General features: G+C 63.3%; 13 protein-coding genes. 10 read left to right on the top strand and 3 right to left on the bottom strand.

What is annotated here, in order from left to right:
* Position 1: 1 nt before the first annotated feature.
* The 5 genes from dnaJ (at position 2) to V6K60_RS07595 (ending at position 5,215) form a co-directional block, all read left to right on the top strand.
* Entirely contained in the window at positions 2 to 1,150 is a 1,149-nt protein-coding gene (gene dnaJ, locus V6K60_RS07615) for a molecular chaperone DnaJ (protein WP_332449920.1), read from the top strand.
* Between the two features lie 942 nt (positions 1,151 to 2,092).
* Positions 2,093 to 2,860: a class I SAM-dependent methyltransferase gene (locus V6K60_RS07610; protein ID WP_332449919.1), complete on the top strand. Its 768-nt coding sequence runs from the start codon at positions 2,093 to 2,095 to the stop codon at positions 2,858 to 2,860.
* A 228-nt stretch (positions 2,861 to 3,088) separates the two neighbouring features.
* A complete protein-coding gene (locus V6K60_RS07605) occupies positions 3,089 to 4,042 on the top strand; it encodes a methyltransferase domain-containing protein (protein WP_332449918.1) in 954 nt (317 codons plus the stop codon).
* A 108-nt stretch (positions 4,043 to 4,150) separates the two neighbouring features.
* Positions 4,151 to 4,519: a hypothetical protein gene (locus V6K60_RS07600; RefSeq protein WP_332449917.1), complete on the top strand. Its 369-nt coding sequence runs from the start codon at positions 4,151 to 4,153 to the stop codon at positions 4,517 to 4,519.
* Between the two features lie 240 nt (positions 4,520 to 4,759).
* The gene (locus V6K60_RS07595; RefSeq protein WP_332449916.1) at positions 4,760 to 5,215 is read left to right on the top strand and encodes a hypothetical protein; all 456 of its coding nucleotides are present in this window, start codon (positions 4,760 to 4,762) and stop codon (positions 5,213 to 5,215) included.
* Between the two features lie 138 nt (positions 5,216 to 5,353).
* Here the strand turns inward: V6K60_RS07595 and V6K60_RS07590 are convergent, their stop codons facing one another.
* Entirely contained in the window at positions 5,354 to 6,049 is a 696-nt protein-coding gene (locus V6K60_RS07590; protein ID WP_332449915.1) for a diacylglycerol/polyprenol kinase family protein, read from the bottom strand.
* 26 nt (positions 6,050 to 6,075) lie between these two features.
* Between V6K60_RS07590 and V6K60_RS07585 the strand changes: the two genes are divergently transcribed.
* From V6K60_RS07585 to malQ, 4 genes are read left to right on the top strand one after another with little or no spacing between them, the layout of a single operon-like run.
* Positions 6,076 to 6,846: a TIGR04255 family protein gene (locus V6K60_RS07585; protein ID WP_332449914.1), complete on the top strand. Its 771-nt coding sequence runs from the start codon at positions 6,076 to 6,078 to the stop codon at positions 6,844 to 6,846.
* Between the two features lie 6 nt (positions 6,847 to 6,852).
* A complete protein-coding gene (locus V6K60_RS07580) occupies positions 6,853 to 7,656 on the top strand; it encodes a class I SAM-dependent methyltransferase (RefSeq protein ID WP_332449913.1) in 804 nt (267 codons plus the stop codon).
* A 20-nt stretch (positions 7,657 to 7,676) separates the two neighbouring features.
* On the top strand, positions 7,677 to 8,489 hold the full coding sequence (locus V6K60_RS07575; protein WP_332449912.1) for a proline dehydrogenase family protein: 813 nt from the start codon (positions 7,677 to 7,679) through the stop codon (positions 8,487 to 8,489).
* Between the two features lie 33 nt (positions 8,490 to 8,522).
* Positions 8,523 to 10,022, top strand: a complete 1,500-nt coding sequence (gene malQ / locus V6K60_RS07570) for a 4-alpha-glucanotransferase (RefSeq protein WP_332449911.1) — start codon at positions 8,523 to 8,525, stop codon at positions 10,020 to 10,022.
* Positions 10,023 to 10,470: 448 nt separating this feature from the next.
* On the opposite strand, the gene V6K60_RS07565 is transcribed toward malQ, so the two are convergent.
* Positions 10,471 to 10,668 (bottom strand): hypothetical protein, encoded by a 198-nt coding sequence (locus V6K60_RS07565; RefSeq protein WP_332449910.1) that lies wholly within the window; start codon positions 10,666 to 10,668, stop codon positions 10,471 to 10,473.
* 168 nt (positions 10,669 to 10,836) lie between these two features.
* A complete protein-coding gene (gene glgP / locus V6K60_RS07560; RefSeq protein ID WP_332449909.1) occupies positions 10,837 to 12,609 on the bottom strand; it encodes an alpha-glucan family phosphorylase in 1,773 nt (590 codons plus the stop codon).
* A gap of 109 nt (positions 12,610 to 12,718) precedes the next feature.
* Between glgP and V6K60_RS07555 the strand changes: the two genes are divergently transcribed.
* Positions 12,719 to 15,166 (top strand): plasma-membrane proton-efflux P-type ATPase, encoded by a 2,448-nt coding sequence (locus V6K60_RS07555; RefSeq protein WP_332449908.1) that lies wholly within the window; start codon positions 12,719 to 12,721, stop codon positions 15,164 to 15,166.
* Positions 15,167 to 15,175 lie beyond the last annotated feature (9 nt).

The following is a 15,175-nucleotide window of genomic DNA, read 5'->3' as shown; positions in this document are numbered from 1 at the left end:
GATGGGTCCGGACAGCTACTATGATATCCTCGGCGTCCCGCGCGGCGCCGACGATAAGGAGATCAGGAAAGCCTACCGGGACCTGGCACGAAAATACCACCCTGACGTCTGCAAGGAGCCGGGGGCCGAGGAACGGTTCAAGGGGATCAACGAGGCCTACAGCGTCCTCTCCGATCCCCAGAAACGCGCCCAGTACGACCAGATGGGGCACGATGCCTACAGCAACGCGTCCCGGGGGTCGTACTCCGGCGGGGGCGGGTTCTCCGGCGGGTTCAACGCGGACTTCTCCGGGTTCGGGGATATCTTCGAGACCTTCTTCGGCGGCGGTGGGGCCAGGCAGCGTGCCGGCCCACGCCCCGGGGCCGACCTCCTGATGAAGATGCGCATCACGCTTGAGGAGGCGGCGTTCGGGACCGAGAAGGAGGTCGGCCTCGACCATGTCGAGCCCTGCCCTGCGTGCGACGGGTCGGGGAGCGAGACGAAGAAGTTCACCACCTGCCCGACATGCGGCGGCAGCGGCCAGATGCGGCAGATGAGCCAGTCCATGTTCGGGAGTTTCGTCCGGATGGCCCCCTGTACCGCCTGCGGCGGGCGGGGGAAGATACCCGAGTCCCGGTGCAAGACCTGCGGCGGCAGCGGGCACCGGCGCGGCCGGCAGACTGTGAAGGTCCGGATCCCGCCGGGCGTGGATACGGGTATGCGCCTCCGGATGGAGGGCTACGGCGACGCCGGGGAGTACGGCGCGCCGGCAGGCGACCTCTACATCGAGATCAGCGTCGCCCAGCACCGGACGTTTTCCCGGCGGGGCGACGACCTGGAGACGACCGTCGATATCACTCCGGCCCAGGCGGTCCTGGGCTCCGAGGTCGAGGTGAAGACGATCGACGGGCGGACCATCGTCCTCGATATCCCGGCCGGTGTGCAGCACAACACCGGGCTGAAGATCGCGGGCGAAGGGGTGCGGTGGCAGACGAAGCCCGGCGACATGCTGGTGCGGGTGCAGATCGTCGTGCCCACGCGCCTGACGGATGAGGCGCGCGAGCTCTACGGGCGCCTGCTCGAGATGGAGGGGAAGAAGCCCTCCGCGAAGAAGGCAAGCAAGGGCTTCTTTCAGGACGTCGTCGACAAGGTGAAAGAGACGGTGAAGTGAGGGGGGAGCCCCTCGCTTCGGCGGCTCGGCTTTTTTGGTAGTGGGTCTGGTGTGAGCCCGGGTTGGTGGGTCGGCAGGCTTTGATTCGAGCGTTGAAGTCCGGGTGATAGGAGTTACTTGTATCTACTCACACGGGTATTTGCCGGATACCGCCACGCAGGAAAGGAGGCACAGCCCCTCTCCCCGGTCGCCACCCCATAAGGATTCCTGTAACCCCCACCCCACCCGCGCTCCGCGCTCCTCCCCCGCCCGCGAGGGGCGGGGGCAGTGCGGGGCGATACCCGGTGGAAAACCGTGCCCGGGGAGGCGAGTCTGAAAACCGTCCTTCTCCCGGCACCCCCCATACAGTGGACCGTGGGGGTATCGCCCCCGGGGGGAGGGGCTGACGGGGAGGGGGCGTGCCCCCTCCCCTGTCTCTACCGTATAAGCCTCTGACTGTTGTCCCCGTGTTTCGAGACTGCTGTCAATGCAGATGCTATGTTTTGTAAACGGCAGAGAAAACTGTGGGAGAAGCGGTGAAAAAGCCTGCAAAACGAGCATCATCTGATGCCGGAAGCCGAAAAATCAAACCTTTTTCCAACCAGGCAAACTGCCGGGCAAGTCTGGCGTTCTCCTCCCCGGTTCTGTTCTTCCCGCCGGAAAACTTCTGCCTGACCTCTTCTGCAGTACGCCTGTGGTTGTTCCCTGTAGAGGGTATACAGCGTCTCGATGATCGGCGCACAGTCCCCGTCATCCGCTCTCGCGAGCGCGTTCAGATAGGCTGACCGGTGTTCCAATCCCGGGTAGAGCGCTCGCAGTCCTATCGAACGCTAAAGGCTGAGAACGCTTATGCTGAGGACGCTGAAATCTACCTTGCGGCAGAGGAGCAGAAGCGTAAAAACATAATAAAAATAGTTCAGGCAGAAGAACTAATGGCACAATTAGAGGATAAGGAGTACGACAATGGAAGAAACAACAATCCACGAACTTGATTTTACCCTCATCAATGAATTTTTCACAGAACTTGAGCGACAGGGACCCGGCAGCCCCGAAGAAACCATCAGGGCATTAGGTTTTATCGGCAATCTTTCAAACAAAACAAAAATTGCCGATTTAGGCTGCGGCACAGGCTTTCAAACAATGGTTCTGGCACAAAATACTGAAGCAACCATCACCGCCCTCGACCTTTATGCCGGCTCGATTGATAAACTGAACACAAGAGCCGGAGAACTTGGTTTGCAGAACAGGGTAAAAGGTATTGTCGGTTCAATGGATGATTTGCCGTTTCTGAACGACGAATTTGATCTTATATGGTCTGAGGGGGCTATTGCCAATATAGGTTTTGAGAAAGGCTTGAACCACTGGAAACGCTTCCTCAAAAAAGATGGTTATGTTGCCGTAACCTATGAGTCATGGTTTACCGATGAACGCCCTGCTGAAATTGAGAAGTGGTGGTTGGACGCAGTTCCTGAGATCAGCACAATAGGGCATAACATTTCCCTCATGCAAAAAACGGGTTATATTCCTGTTGCCGCATTTACGCTGCCCGAAAGTTGCTGGATAGACAATTATTTTGTTCCGCAAAAAGCAAGGCAAGAGGAGTTCTTGAAAAAACACGCGGGGAATAAGACCGTTGAGGATACGATTGCATTTATGAGGCGCGAGGCAGACCTGTATTCAAAATACAAACAGTACTATGGATATGTGTTTTATATCGGGAAAAAGATGTAAAGTTGTTTCCGTGAATCCGAGAATGTGCTAGATTTCAAGTCCGGCCAATCAGATCTGCAAGGCTCTCGACCCCTATAGCATCCAGTCGCTCGAAGAACTTCGTTCTTCTCGAGCTCCTGCTCGAAGCCTGGCAACCTCTCAAACTCCGGAGGTTCTCCGTCGCACCCTACAGCCGGTCGCTCCCCCCATCCCCCCGCTTTATCGCCCCGGGGAGCGAACATCCTGAGGATGAAGCTCCTCTTCGAACTCTCCGGCGAGCACCCCGACCTCCCGGCCATGGAACTGGAGTGCGTGGGCACGGTGCTCGACCGGCGGACCCAGGTCGCGGTCGCGGAGTGCCCGGAACCGGCGGCCGCCGGACGGCTCGCCCTGACGCACGTGGTGATGGAGTACCTCGGGGAGTGCGAGGCCACCCGCGAGGCGTTCACGGCCCTCCTCCGCGACCTCGCCATCCGGACCGATAAGCCGTTTGCGGGCAGGGTGAAGACGATCCAGGGGAGCCGTATGGACGTGACGCACCTTGAACTCGAGCGGCTGATTGGGACCCTGATCAGCGGCCCGGTCTCGCTCCGTGACCCGATCGAAGAGTACCGCGCCGTCATCTCGGAGGATCGCTGCTACTTCGGTCGGGTCATCCTGAAGATCGACCGGGGTGGGTTCGACGCCCGAAACCCCATGCGCCGGCCGTTCTTCCACCCCGGCGTGATGATGCCCCGGATGGGCCGGGCGCTCGTCAACATCTCCCTGGCCCGGCCCGGCGAAGTGATCTTCGACCCCTTCTGCGGCACCGGCGGCATCCTGCTTGAGGCCCGCGAGATCGGCGTCCGGGTCCTCGGGAGCGACTTCGACCCCGCGATGGTCGCCGGCTACCGCCAGAACCTCCCGGGGTCGGACGTGATGATCGCCGACGCTACGATGGTCCCGGTCTGCGACGAGGCGCTCGACGCGGTCGTGACGGACCTCCCCTACGGCCAGTCGGTCCGCATCCGTGCGGAGAGCATGGACCGGCTCTACGACGGATCGCTTGCGGAGATCCGGCGTGTCCTCCGGCCGGGGCGGCGCGCGGTCGTCGTCACCAACCGCGACATCACGGGAATCGCCGCCCGCTACTTCACCGTCCTGCAGGAGCACGAGCAGCGGGTGCACAAGAGCCTGACCCGCCGGATCCTGGTTCTGTCCTGACGGTTCCGGGGATACGGAGGCCAGTGATGCCATCTTCCGCACAGCCCGGCGTGACTTCCTGCCGGGTGCCGGCCCCGGTTTTATGAGGGGTCCGGGCGAATTTCATATGTGGAAGTAAATTTTAAACGATACGGCCTTTACCTCATCCGGTGGCAGCTCTCGACGCCTATCCTCGCCGTCGTGCTCTACTGGCTCGCGGGCCTCGGAGCGCTCGCCGCCACCATCGTCGCGAACTTCATCGGCGGCCTCATCTTCTTCTGGGTCGACCGGTTCATCTTCACCTCCGAGACCCTCGCCGCCCAGTGGGAGGTCAAAGAGGAGGTCCGGTGCGTGGACTGCGGCACGGTCGCCCGGGGCTATCGCCTGGTCAGGGCAAAGAACTATGACCGAACCAGCGATCCAACGCCCGAGTTCCGGTGCGAGGCGTGCTCGAAGCGGAAGTCGGAGGAACTCAAGCGGCGGGGAGTCGAGCACTGAAGGGGGCCGGTCCGCTCAGCCTCCCCCAGCTTAAAGCGGGAGGCTACACCCATGCGTACGGCCGTGTAAATTTCCGGGGGATTGAGTAGGCTTTTCCCCGCTATTTCTTTTCTGCACGATTTTCATCGTAACCTGTGTCCAGCAGGAACTGCTGGCTCTCAGAGACCCTTTTAGGCATCCCCCTCGGCCCCCCCACCGGTCGACGTCCTGAAGGACGGCTACGCCCCGTTCACCGTCGCGGTGACGGTCGAAAACGGCCAGACCGCGCAGGTGATTGCGACCCTGACCAACGACGACCCGGACGGGGACGGCCTGCCGGACATCTACGAGGAGAACGGGTGTCGCGACGGCTTCGGCAGGTGGCATACCCTCGATCCGGATACGATCGACATTGACGGTGACGCCCTCGACGACTACCTGGAGGATGCGATCGAGAGCGACCCGCTCTGCGCGGACAGCGACGGTGACGGGCTTTCCGATGCCCTCGAATGGGCGATCGGGACCGATCTCTGGTCGGCCGATACCGATGGGGACGGCCACTCCGATTATGAGGAGTGGAACGATCCCGACTACGACCCGCTGGTCTACGAGGAGCGCTATGGGCCGCTGGAGATGGGCCGCGAGTTCCTCCTCGGCGCCGTCTTCGGCGAGTGGGGTGCCGACGACCACGCCAACATCTTCTACCTCGGCGGCTAGGTCGCGAGCGGCATCATCCTCATCGGGGATATCCGGGATATCGCGGCCCTGATCCCGGACTACTGCGACGGGACCTCTTGGCAACGATGCCTGTACCCCGGGTCTCCGCCCTTTCTCTGAACGCTCCGTGTTTCTATCCTACCAGACAAACCCCACCCCGACCCCCATCCCCGCCAGCACCACACAAACCCCCACCTGAACCGCCACGTTGTCGTCGAGCGGGAAGCCGGCCTCGATGATTCCGCCGACCGCCGCGACGACCGCCGCCGCCCACCAGGGGATCAGGAGAGAGAGGGCGAGCGCGGCCGCGATGATTCCGGCAACCGTCCCCTCAAGCGACTTTTTTCCCCGGACAGTGTGCTTCCCGAACCGGATCCCAACGAGCGTTGAGACGCTACCGAGCACCCCGACCGTGACGAGGCCGACCGCCGCGTACTCCCGCGAAAAGACCGCAAGGCAGAAGAGCGCTCCGACGGCGTAGGCGATCCCCCCCTTGAGCGGCATCTTCTCGTTTCGTTCCGACTCGTCCATCACCCGGGAGAGGACCGGGACGTCGTAGCCGCGGGTGATGGCGTCGCAGGCGAGGAACTGGACGACGAGGACGGCGCTCACGAAGATGAATGCTCCCCGGTCGTCCAGGCGGAGGATCACCGCGGCGCCGAGGACCCCCATGAGCAGATGGATGGTCTGGCGGAACGTCTCGCCCATCGCGCCGGAATATGCAGCCCCGACGGATAAAACATCGTGCAGGTGTTCTTCTTCAGTAACGTATGCCGGCAGGTACCAGGCCTCTCGCCCGGAGAGAGGAGTCAGTTTAAAATAGTCTCCTTCCATCCTACACTCTCTTGAGGACGAAGATCATGGCTGAGGTACGAAAGTATGTAAACCCGCCCGCTGCCGAAGTGATATGCGAGTTCCGGTTCCCCGAGGATACTCCCTGGGACATGACCTACCCCGGCGTGCTCTACAGCAGTCTGAAGGATGACTACCCGAAGCGGGACCAGCGCTACGTGCGCGAGGTGGTGATGCTCCTCGGGCCGGAGGGCCTCCGCGAAGAACTCCTGGTCAGCGAACGGTCGGTCTTCCTCGCCGAGGACGAGGGCTGTGCGGTCCAGGTCGGCCCCCGTCTCCTCACCGTGAGCTGCCAGAAGCCCTACGTCCACTGGGAGGCCTTCTCGGAGAAGATCAGGGGGGCGTTCGAACGGTTCCAGGAGGTCATCGGGGCCGATGCCATCGGCACCATGAACCTCCGCTACGTCAATATCATCGAGATCCCGGAACGGGAGGTGACGCTCTCGGATTACTTCGCCTTCTACCCGGTCCTTCCGCCGGAACTCGCGCGGGCGCCGGCGGGGTTCATCACCGGGTGCGAGTTCGCGTTCCACGACAACCGCGACAACTGCCGGGTGGAACTCACCGACGCCGTGCCGGAGTCGACGAAGAACAACGCGTACCTCCTGAACATCGACTACTTCCTGGCCGAGGAGAAGAGCATCCCGCCGGACGGGGTCGGAGATTGGCTCGAGATCGCCCACACCCACGTCCGGGACATCTTCGAGGCCTGTATCAAGGACACTCTCCGCGACCGGTTCACCATCCGGGAGGAGGAGGCGCCGGTGGCGGCGCGGTGATCTAGTATGGGCGACATTGTGCGGCGGAAATGGATGACGATGATGGACCTCAACGTCGGCGACGTGGAGAGTGTCTATGGGGGGCCGGTCGGACTCATCTGGGAACTGCTCGCAGGCAAGGATAGCAAGGCCGACCTCGACGCCCCCTGGGAAAGAGCGGGGCTTGATGGGACGACGCGGGTGCTCGTCCTTCTCGCGGGACCGGGAGGCCTGGCACGGGCAATCACGCGGAAGTATGGGGCGACCGTCATCGGGCTTGTCACGATACCGCAGATGGTCGACGAGGCGGTACGGAGGACGGAAGAGGCCGGACTCACCGGCCGAACCGACTTCCAGCAGGGCAATGCCCTTGATATGCCATTTCACGATGGGATCTTCGACGGTGTTCGGGGGCGGGATGCCTGGTGCTACGTGACGGACAAAGACCGGATGGTCAGCGAGGTCTTCCGGGTCCTAAAGCCGGGAGGGACGCTCGCGTTCACCGACTGGGTGCAGGTCCGGGCCAGCGACGACGAGTGGCACACCCCTGATACCTTCCGGATTTACCCGTACTTCGAGACCATCGAGAGCTACGCGGGGCTCCTTGAGCGAAACGGCTTCGTGGTCACGGATCGGGGGGAGGTTCCGGGCGACCCGGCCCGGCAGATCCGGGAGATCCGCGAGAGACTCGAGCATGACCATAAGGAGGCGGTCGTCGGACTCTTCGGGGAGGAAGCATACGAGGACGCCCTGCGGGGGCTCGGCCTCTGGGAGAAGGCTGCCGAACAGGGGCTGGTCGGGCGCGGGTGGCTGCTCGCAAGGAAGCCGTAGGCCCGGGTGGAGAGGATACGGTGTTCCCCGGGACCCCCGGCAGGGCTCGCCGCTGGACGTTGTCCGACCTCGACGCGGCAGTCCGGCACTGCAGGGCAGAGAACGCCCGGGGGGTCCGCTGTATCCTCGACGCCCTCGGCGAGTATGCCCGAAGCGAGGAGCAGGCCCGGGAGAGCCTGGAGCGCTCGTCCGCCACCGTAACCGCGATCGATGAGCACGCCCTCGACGCATCCCTCTCGGTGAAGATGACCGCGCTCGGTGCATCCTTCGACCGGGAAGCCGCCCGCGACTCGCTGCTCCGGCTCTGCGACGAGGCCCGGAAGCACGGTGTCGGGTTCGAGGTGGACATGGAGGGGCGGGGGCTTGTGGAGACGACGGTCGAGGCCGCCGTCGCCTGCGCCCGGGAGGGGACGGCGGTGACGCTCGCCCTCCAGGTCTCCCTCGACCGCACCCCGGACGACCTTGAGCGGATCGTCCGCCACGGGATCCGGCCCCGCCTGGTGAAAGGAGCCTACGGGGGAGATGTAGTCGGTCTCGATGAGGTCCGGCAGCGTTTCCGGACGCTTGCCGCGGACCTCATCGACCGGGGCGTGCCGTTCTCGGCCGGCACTCACGATCCCGACCTGGTCGCGTGGCTGGCAGAGCACCCGGATGGGACGATCGAGTTCGCGTTCCTGATGGGGCTTGCCGACGAGACGAAGCTCCGGCTCGCCGGGGAGGGGAGGGCTGTCGCTGAGTACGTGCCCTTCGGGGAACAGGCGACTATCTATGTCGCCCGGCGCGAGGCCTACCTCGCAAGGCTCGCGGAGGAGGGGCGGGCGCCGGTGCCGTAACGGCGCAGGTCTCCCGCCCGGGAGGATTGAGAGATGATCCAGACACGGGGAAGCGGGATACTCCTGCACATCACGTCCCTGCCGTCGGCGTACGGCACCGGGGACTTCGGCCCGGCGGCATACCGGTTCGTCGAGGCGCTTGAGCGAGCACGGCAGCACTACTGGCAGATCCTGCCGCTCAACCCGACGGAGGCGGCATACGCCCACTCCCCCTACTCGAGCCCTTCGGCGTTCGCCTTAAACACCCTCCTCATCAGCCCGGAGATGCTCGTCCGGGAAGGCTACCTCAGGAAGAGCGAACTGGAGCCGGCGCCCGGTTTTCCGGAGGAGCGGGCGGCATACGAGGCGGCCGCGTGGTACCGGGAACGGCTGTTTGCGGTTGCCTACGAACGGTTCCGGCACTCCGGGCCGGACCGCGGGTTCGAGAACTTCTGCGACGAGGCGGGATGGTGGCTCGACGACCACGTGCTCTTCGTCGCGCTCAAGGACCACTTCCGCGGGCAGGCGTGGACCCGGTGGCCGGAGGAGCTCCGGGGCAGGGAGCCGGAAGCCCTCAAAGAGATGCGCGAACGCCTCGGAGAAGCGATCCGGAAAGAGTCGTTCCTCCAGTACGTCGCCGCCCGGCAGTGGTCGGCCCTCCGGCGCTACTGCACGGAGCGGGGCATCCAGGTCATCGGCGACATCCCGATCTACGTCGCCTACGACAGCGTCGACGTCTGGGCGCACCCCGGGATCTTCAAACTCGATGATGACCTCCGCCCGACCGTCGTGGCGGGCGTGCCCCCGGATATCTTCAGCAAAACCGGGCAGCTCTGGGGGAACCCGGTCTACGACTGGGCCGTGCTCCGTGAGAGGAGATACGCCTGGTGGGTGAGCCGGGTGGCCCGCTCCGGCGAGCTCTACGACCTCTTCCGGATCGACCACTTTCGGGCGTTCGCCGACTACTACGAGGTCCCGGCAGGCGACCCGACGGCCGAGCACGGCACCTGGGTCGACGGGCCGGGGGCTGAGTTCTTCGAGGCGCTCGCCCGGCGGTTCCCCTGCTTTGCCATCGTCGCCGAGGACCTGGGGGCGAACACCCCGGCCGTCCAGGGGCTTCTGGACCGGTTCGGGTTCCCGGGGATGAAGATCCTGCTCTTCGCGTTCGGCGAGGGGATTGAAAAGAGCGCCCACATCCCCCACAACTATGTCCCAAACCTCATCTGCTACACGGGGACGCACGACAACAACACGGCCCGGGGGTGGTTCGAGGAGGAGGCGACGGATGAGGACAGGCAGCGGTTCTTTGCCTACATCGGCCGGGAGGTTGCGGCGGACGAGGTCCACCGGGAACTCGTCCTTCTTGCGATGCGATCGGTTGCCCGGGTCTGCATCATCCCGATGCAGGACATCCTCGGTCTCGGCGCCGCGGCACGGATGAACTACCCCTCGACGGCAGAAGGGAATTGGATGTGGCGGATGACGCCGGGGGAGTTCGATACGGCTCCGTTCGACTGGCTCCGGGGGTTGACGGAACTCAGCGGCCGGGGGTGAGTTGGCGGTGGGCCGGGGGTACGTCAGAAGTTAAACTAAATTCCTGGAGTAATAACCTGTATTCACACCAAAAGTCCGCTTAGGGATTAGGCGTTCCCTAACAGAAGGTCTTCTTCGAGGCACTCCAGGATACGGATTCCAAGGGGATATCGCGTCTGGGGGAGGGGTTGCAGGGGAGGGGGGAGCATCCCCCCTCGAAACCCTTCGGGTTTCTCATGCTCACTACGCTCGCACTCGCCTTTGTCCCCACCCCCCTCGCGTGGGGATAGCCACCACGGTCCACTGCACCAGTCTTGTCGGGGAAAGCCGGATCATGCAAGTCCTGATCCCCTCCTGACTGGCGCCCGATACTATGGTAGTAACTCTATCAGAATGTCTCCTCCAGTGCCACAACTCATAGTGCAAGAGTGCCCGCGGCATCATTTGCCTGTGAGAGCACCACCCCGGATCAATATCTGGAAGTCAAAACTTCGAGCTCCTCCCGGATAGTCCGGCGGACCATCTCCTCGATGGCGGTGTAGTCGCGCTTTGCCTTCTCCTGTTTTTTGAGCATCTCCTCCATCTTCATGACCCCGAGCGAGAGGTTTTTCCCATACTTGAGGGCGACCTCCAGCGCCTCTTCGTCGACCCGGACGACTTTTGACATGAGAGAGAGGTTTTCCGGCCGTGGATTTATGCGTTACAGTTTTGTTACACGAGAGTCAAGATCGTTACAATATTGTTACATTTCCGGAGATCCTGTAACATATCTGTTACATGCGCTGATCGGGTAGACGCCGGGCAGAAGATCCGCCTCCTTTCGGCCCCGGCCTCTTTAGAGATACGCCTCCGTCGCGTAGCGCCGCATCATCCGGTGCGTGTTGAAGTAGTAGGCGATCTTCGCGATTGAGCTCCGCATGATCGTCACCCACGCATCCTTCCGGAGGTAGTAGGTGGGGATGATCAGGTACTCCAGTTTGCTGTAGAGGTCCTGAAGTTCCTGCCTCCGCCGCTCTTCCTCGCTCACCGGCGCACCGGGTCCGGGGCCGATAGCCCACCCCGTCGTCCCCTCGATCCAGCCCTCGATCCACCAGCCGTCGAGGACGCTGAAGTTGATCACGCCGTTCAAGGCGGCCTTCATCCCGCTCGTCCCGCTCGCTTCAAAGGGGGGGAGGGGTGTGTTCAGCCAGATGTCCACCCCCGCGGTCATCAGGCCCGCGATATCCATCGTGTAGTTCTCGAGGTAGACGCCCGTCACCTCCCCATCAAGGTCTCGCAGGGCGTCGTGGACCTCGCGGATCTCCTGCTTGCCGACGGCGTCCGCCGGATGGGCCTTCCCGGCGAAGACGAGCTGGATCGCTCCCCGCCTGCCGGCCTCCCGCAGTTTATCGAGGTCCGAGAAGAGCAGGGTTGCCCGCTTGTAGGCCGCCGCCCGCCGGGCAAACCCGATCGTGAGGGCTTCGGGGTCCAGGTCGACGCCGTTCTTCTCCCTGACGTAATCCACCAGGGCCTGCTTCGCCTGCCGGTGAGCGTGCCTGATCTCCTCGTGCGGGATCGCATCGACCCTGACGAGCAGTTCCGGCTCCTGCGCCCAGCCCGCGATGTAGCGGTCGTAGAGGTCCCGGAACGATCCTGACGTCCACGTATGCGGGTGGACGCCGTTCGTCACCGCCCGGATATGAAACCCGGGAAAGAGCTGCTGTGAGAAGTTCATGTGCGCCGTCGTCACGCCGTTGACGTATTTACTCAGGCGGAACGCAAGGGTCGCGAGGGCAAGTCCGTCCTCACCGATGTACTCATCGAGCAGGGTCGGCGGGATCTCGGCGCTGAGCAGGCGAATTGCCGTATCCCGGGGGAACGTCTCGAACGCCACCGCCACCGGGGTGTGGGTGGTGAAGATGCACTGCATCTGCACCTTCTCCTCGTCCATCCCCGGATGCCTGAGGAGTTCGAGGGTGAGGAGGCTTGAGTGGCTCTCGTTGATGTGATACTTGCCGACCCTGATGTCCAGCGCAGCGAGCATCCGGGCCCCGCCGATCCCGAGCACGATTGCCTGCTTCAGGCGGTACTCCTGGTCGCCGCCGTAGAGGTGGTCGGTTATCCCCCGGTCTTCCGGTGCGTTCTCCGGGAGGTCCGTATCAAGGAAGAAGACCGGCACGAGGCCGCCGACGGGGCTCCAGTAATCGTAGAGCCAGGCCCGGATCGCGACGTTGGCGTCTCCTATCCGCACGGTCACTCGCCGGGAAAGTTCCCGCATGTGCTCCTTTGGGTCCCACTCATCCGCAGAATCGATCTGGTCGCCTTCCGGGGTCAGCCGCTGCCGCACGTAGCCTTTCCGGTTGATGAGCGTCACCGCGACCATCGGGATGAGGAGATCGGCGCTCGACCGGATGACGTCCCCGGCAAGCACGCCGAGACCGCCGCTGTAGGTCGGGATCTCGCTCTCGATGCCGATCTCCATCGAGAAGTAGGCGATCTTCTCGCCCCTGATGAACGTATCCCTGCAGAGTTCGCTTGAGAAGTGGTAGGTCTCGCCCCGGGCCTCCACCGAGTACGCCGTCGTTGCCGGGTCCACCAGCATCCCGCAGACCGGGTCCCTCGCCGCCATGGCCCTGCATCCCCCGGACATCATATGAACCTGCCGCCACCCCCGGTGCGGGACGTCAGGCAGGCGGCACCTATATATGATCCCATAAAGAGGGGCGAGCGGGAGAACCATGGAGCACGAGGCGATCAGCACCGATGAGGCCCGGGGCATGGCCGTCGACGACCTCTACCGGGCCCTCTCCTCCCGGCGGGACGGTCTGTCCGGGTCCGAGGCGAACGACCGTATCCAGAGGTTCGGCTACAACGAGATCCCCGAGAAGGAGGAGAGCCCGGTCAAAAAGTTCCTGCGCTACTTCTGGGGCCCCATCCCCTGGATGATCGAGGCGGCGCTCATCATATCAGCCGTCATCGGGCGCTGGGAGGACTTCGCAATCATCTTCGCCCTCCTCCTCGTCAATGCGATCGTCGGTTTCTGGCAGGAGCGCCAGGCCGGAAACGCCATCGCCATGCTGAAAAAGAGGCTCGCGCTCGAGGCGAGGGTGCTTCGCGACGGCAAGTGGCAGAAGATCGCCGCACGGGATCTCGTCCCCGGCGATATCGTTCGGATTCGGAACGGGGACGTCGTGCCCGCCGATATCAAACTCGTCGAAGGGGACTTCCTCTCAGCCGACGAGTCCGCACTCACCGGGGAATCGATGCCGGTTGATAAACATACATCGGATATCGCCTACTCCGGCTCCACCGTCAAACAGGGCGAGATGACCGCGCTCGTGGTGGCTACAGGTGAAAAAACCTTCTTCGGCCGGACCGCCCGGCTCGCCGGGGAGGCGGCGACGGAGAGCCACTTCCAGAAGGCCGTCGTCAGGATCGGCGACTACCTGATCGTGCTCGCAGTCGCCCTCGTCACCGTGGTCTTCATCGTCTCGCTCATCAGGCATGAGAGTCTCCTCGAAACTCTCCAGTTCGCGCTCGTCCTGATCGTGGCGGCGATCCCCGCGGCGATGCCGGCCGTCCTCTCGATCACCATGGCCGTAGGGGCGACGGCGCTTGCCCGGAAGGAGGCCATCGTCAGCAGACTCGTCGCCATCGAGGAGATGGCCGGGGTGGATGTCCTCTGCACCGACAAGACCGGGACGGTCACGGAGAACAGGCTGACCCTCGCCGAGGTTGTCCCCTTTGAGGGATTCAAAGTGGACGACGTAATCCTCGCCGCCATCCTCGCATCCCGCGAAGAGGACCGGGACCCCATCGACGTCGCGATCATCGAATCAAAAGAGGCGCAGGGTCTCAAAGAACGGCTTTCCTCCTTCACCGTGACCGGCTTTAAGCCCTTCGATGCGGTGATAAAGCGTACCGAGGCCGCTGTCCGGGATAGCGGCGGCCGGGAGTTCTCGGTCGCAAAGGGCGCCCCGCAGGTGATCCTCGCCCTCGCCGGCGGAGGAAAAGACCTTACCGGGACGATCGACCGCCTCTCCGAAACCTTCGCGAAGAAAGGCTACCGGATGCTCGGGGTCGCAAGGAGCGACGCCCCCGGCACCTGGGCCTATATGGGCGTCCTCGGCCTCCACGACCCGCCCCGCGACGATTCCGCGGCAACCATCAAAACGGCGACTGATATGGGGCTCGACGTCAAGATGGTCACCGGCGACCACGTGGCGATCGCCCGGGAGGTTGCCAGGGAGGTGAACCTCAAGGCCGATATCGTCACCGCCGATGCCTTCATAAAGGAGAGCGACCCAAAAGCCGCGGAGATCGTCGAGCAAGCGGACGGGTTCGCCGAGGTCTTCCCGGAACACAAGTACCGGATCGTCTCCCTCCTCCAGTCCCGGGGACACATCGTCGGCATGACCGGCGACGGCGTGAACGACGCTCCCGCTCTCAAAAAGGCGGACGTCGGGATCGCGGTCGCGGGAGCCACGGATGCAGCGAAGTCGGCGACCGCGATCGTCCTCACAAAACCGGGCCTCTCGGTGATCATCGACGCGATCAAAGAGAGCCGGCGGATCTTTCAGCGCATGAGCCACTACGTCACCTACCGGATCGCCGAGACCATCCGCGTCCTCTTCTTTATCACCCTCTCGATCCTGATCTTCGGGTTCTTCCCGATAACCGCCCTGATGATCGTCCTCCTTGCCCTCTTAAACGACATCCCGATCATGAGCATCGCCTGGGACAACGTCCTCTACTCCCGGTCCCCCGAACGGTGGAAGATGCGCGAGATCCTCACGCTCGCGACGCTCATCGGGTTTGTGGGAGTCGTATCCTCGTTTACTATGCTCGCCATCGCACAGGGGCCGCTCAACCTTGACCTCGACGTCATCCGGTCGCTCATCTTCCTCAAACTCGCGGTCGCCGGCCATCTCACCGTCTTCGTCGTCCGCACCCGGGGACCGTTCTGGTCTGTCCGGCCCGCCCCGGCCCTGCTCGGGGCGGTGATCGTCACACAGACGGTCGCGACCCTGATCACCGTCTACGGGTTCATCATAACGCCCATTGGCTGGCCGCTTGCGGTCTTCGTCTGGGTCTACGCGCTCGTCTGGGCGCTTGTGATCACGGACCCGATAAAGGTCTACATCTATCGCCTCATCGACCGCGGCAGCATACCGTTTGTCCGGTGAGGGATATCC

Source organism: Methanoculleus sp. (assembly GCF_036677455.1).
Lineage (GTDB): Archaea > Halobacteriota > Methanomicrobia > Methanomicrobiales > Methanoculleaceae > Methanoculleus.
The sequence above is the reverse complement of the archived record's forward strand: the minus strand, read 5'-3'. Positions and strand labels throughout refer to the sequence as shown.

Bases quoted from the DNA above. Each gene is read 5' to 3' on its own strand.
- V6K60_RS07590 (WP_332449915.1), bottom strand. From the start codon at position 6,049: ATGGAAGGAGACTATTTTAAACTGACTCCTCTCTCCGGGCGAGAGGCC.
- glgP (WP_332449909.1), bottom strand. From the start codon at position 12,609: ATGGCGGCGAGGGACCCGGTCTGCGGGATGCTGGTGGACCCGGCAACG.
- V6K60_RS07580 (WP_332449913.1), top strand. From the start codon at position 6,853: ATGGGCGACATTGTGCGGCGGAAATGGATGACGATGATGGACCTCAAC.
- V6K60_RS07585 (WP_332449914.1), top strand. From the start codon at position 6,076: ATGGCTGAGGTACGAAAGTATGTAAACCCGCCCGCTGCCGAAGTGATA.
- dnaJ (WP_332449920.1), top strand. From the start codon at position 2: ATGGGTCCGGACAGCTACTATGATATCCTCGGCGTCCCGCGCGGCGCC.
- V6K60_RS07565 (WP_332449910.1), bottom strand. From the start codon at position 10,668: ATGTCAAAAGTCGTCCGGGTCGACGAAGAGGCGCTGGAGGTCGCCCTC.
- malQ (WP_332449911.1), top strand. From the start codon at position 8,523: ATGATCCAGACACGGGGAAGCGGGATACTCCTGCACATCACGTCCCTG.
- V6K60_RS07610 (WP_332449919.1), top strand. From the start codon at position 2,093: ATGGAAGAAACAACAATCCACGAACTTGATTTTACCCTCATCAATGAA.
- V6K60_RS07555 (WP_332449908.1), top strand. From the start codon at position 12,719: ATGGAGCACGAGGCGATCAGCACCGATGAGGCCCGGGGCATGGCCGTC.
- V6K60_RS07605 (WP_332449918.1), top strand. From the start codon at position 3,089: ATGAAGCTCCTCTTCGAACTCTCCGGCGAGCACCCCGACCTCCCGGCC.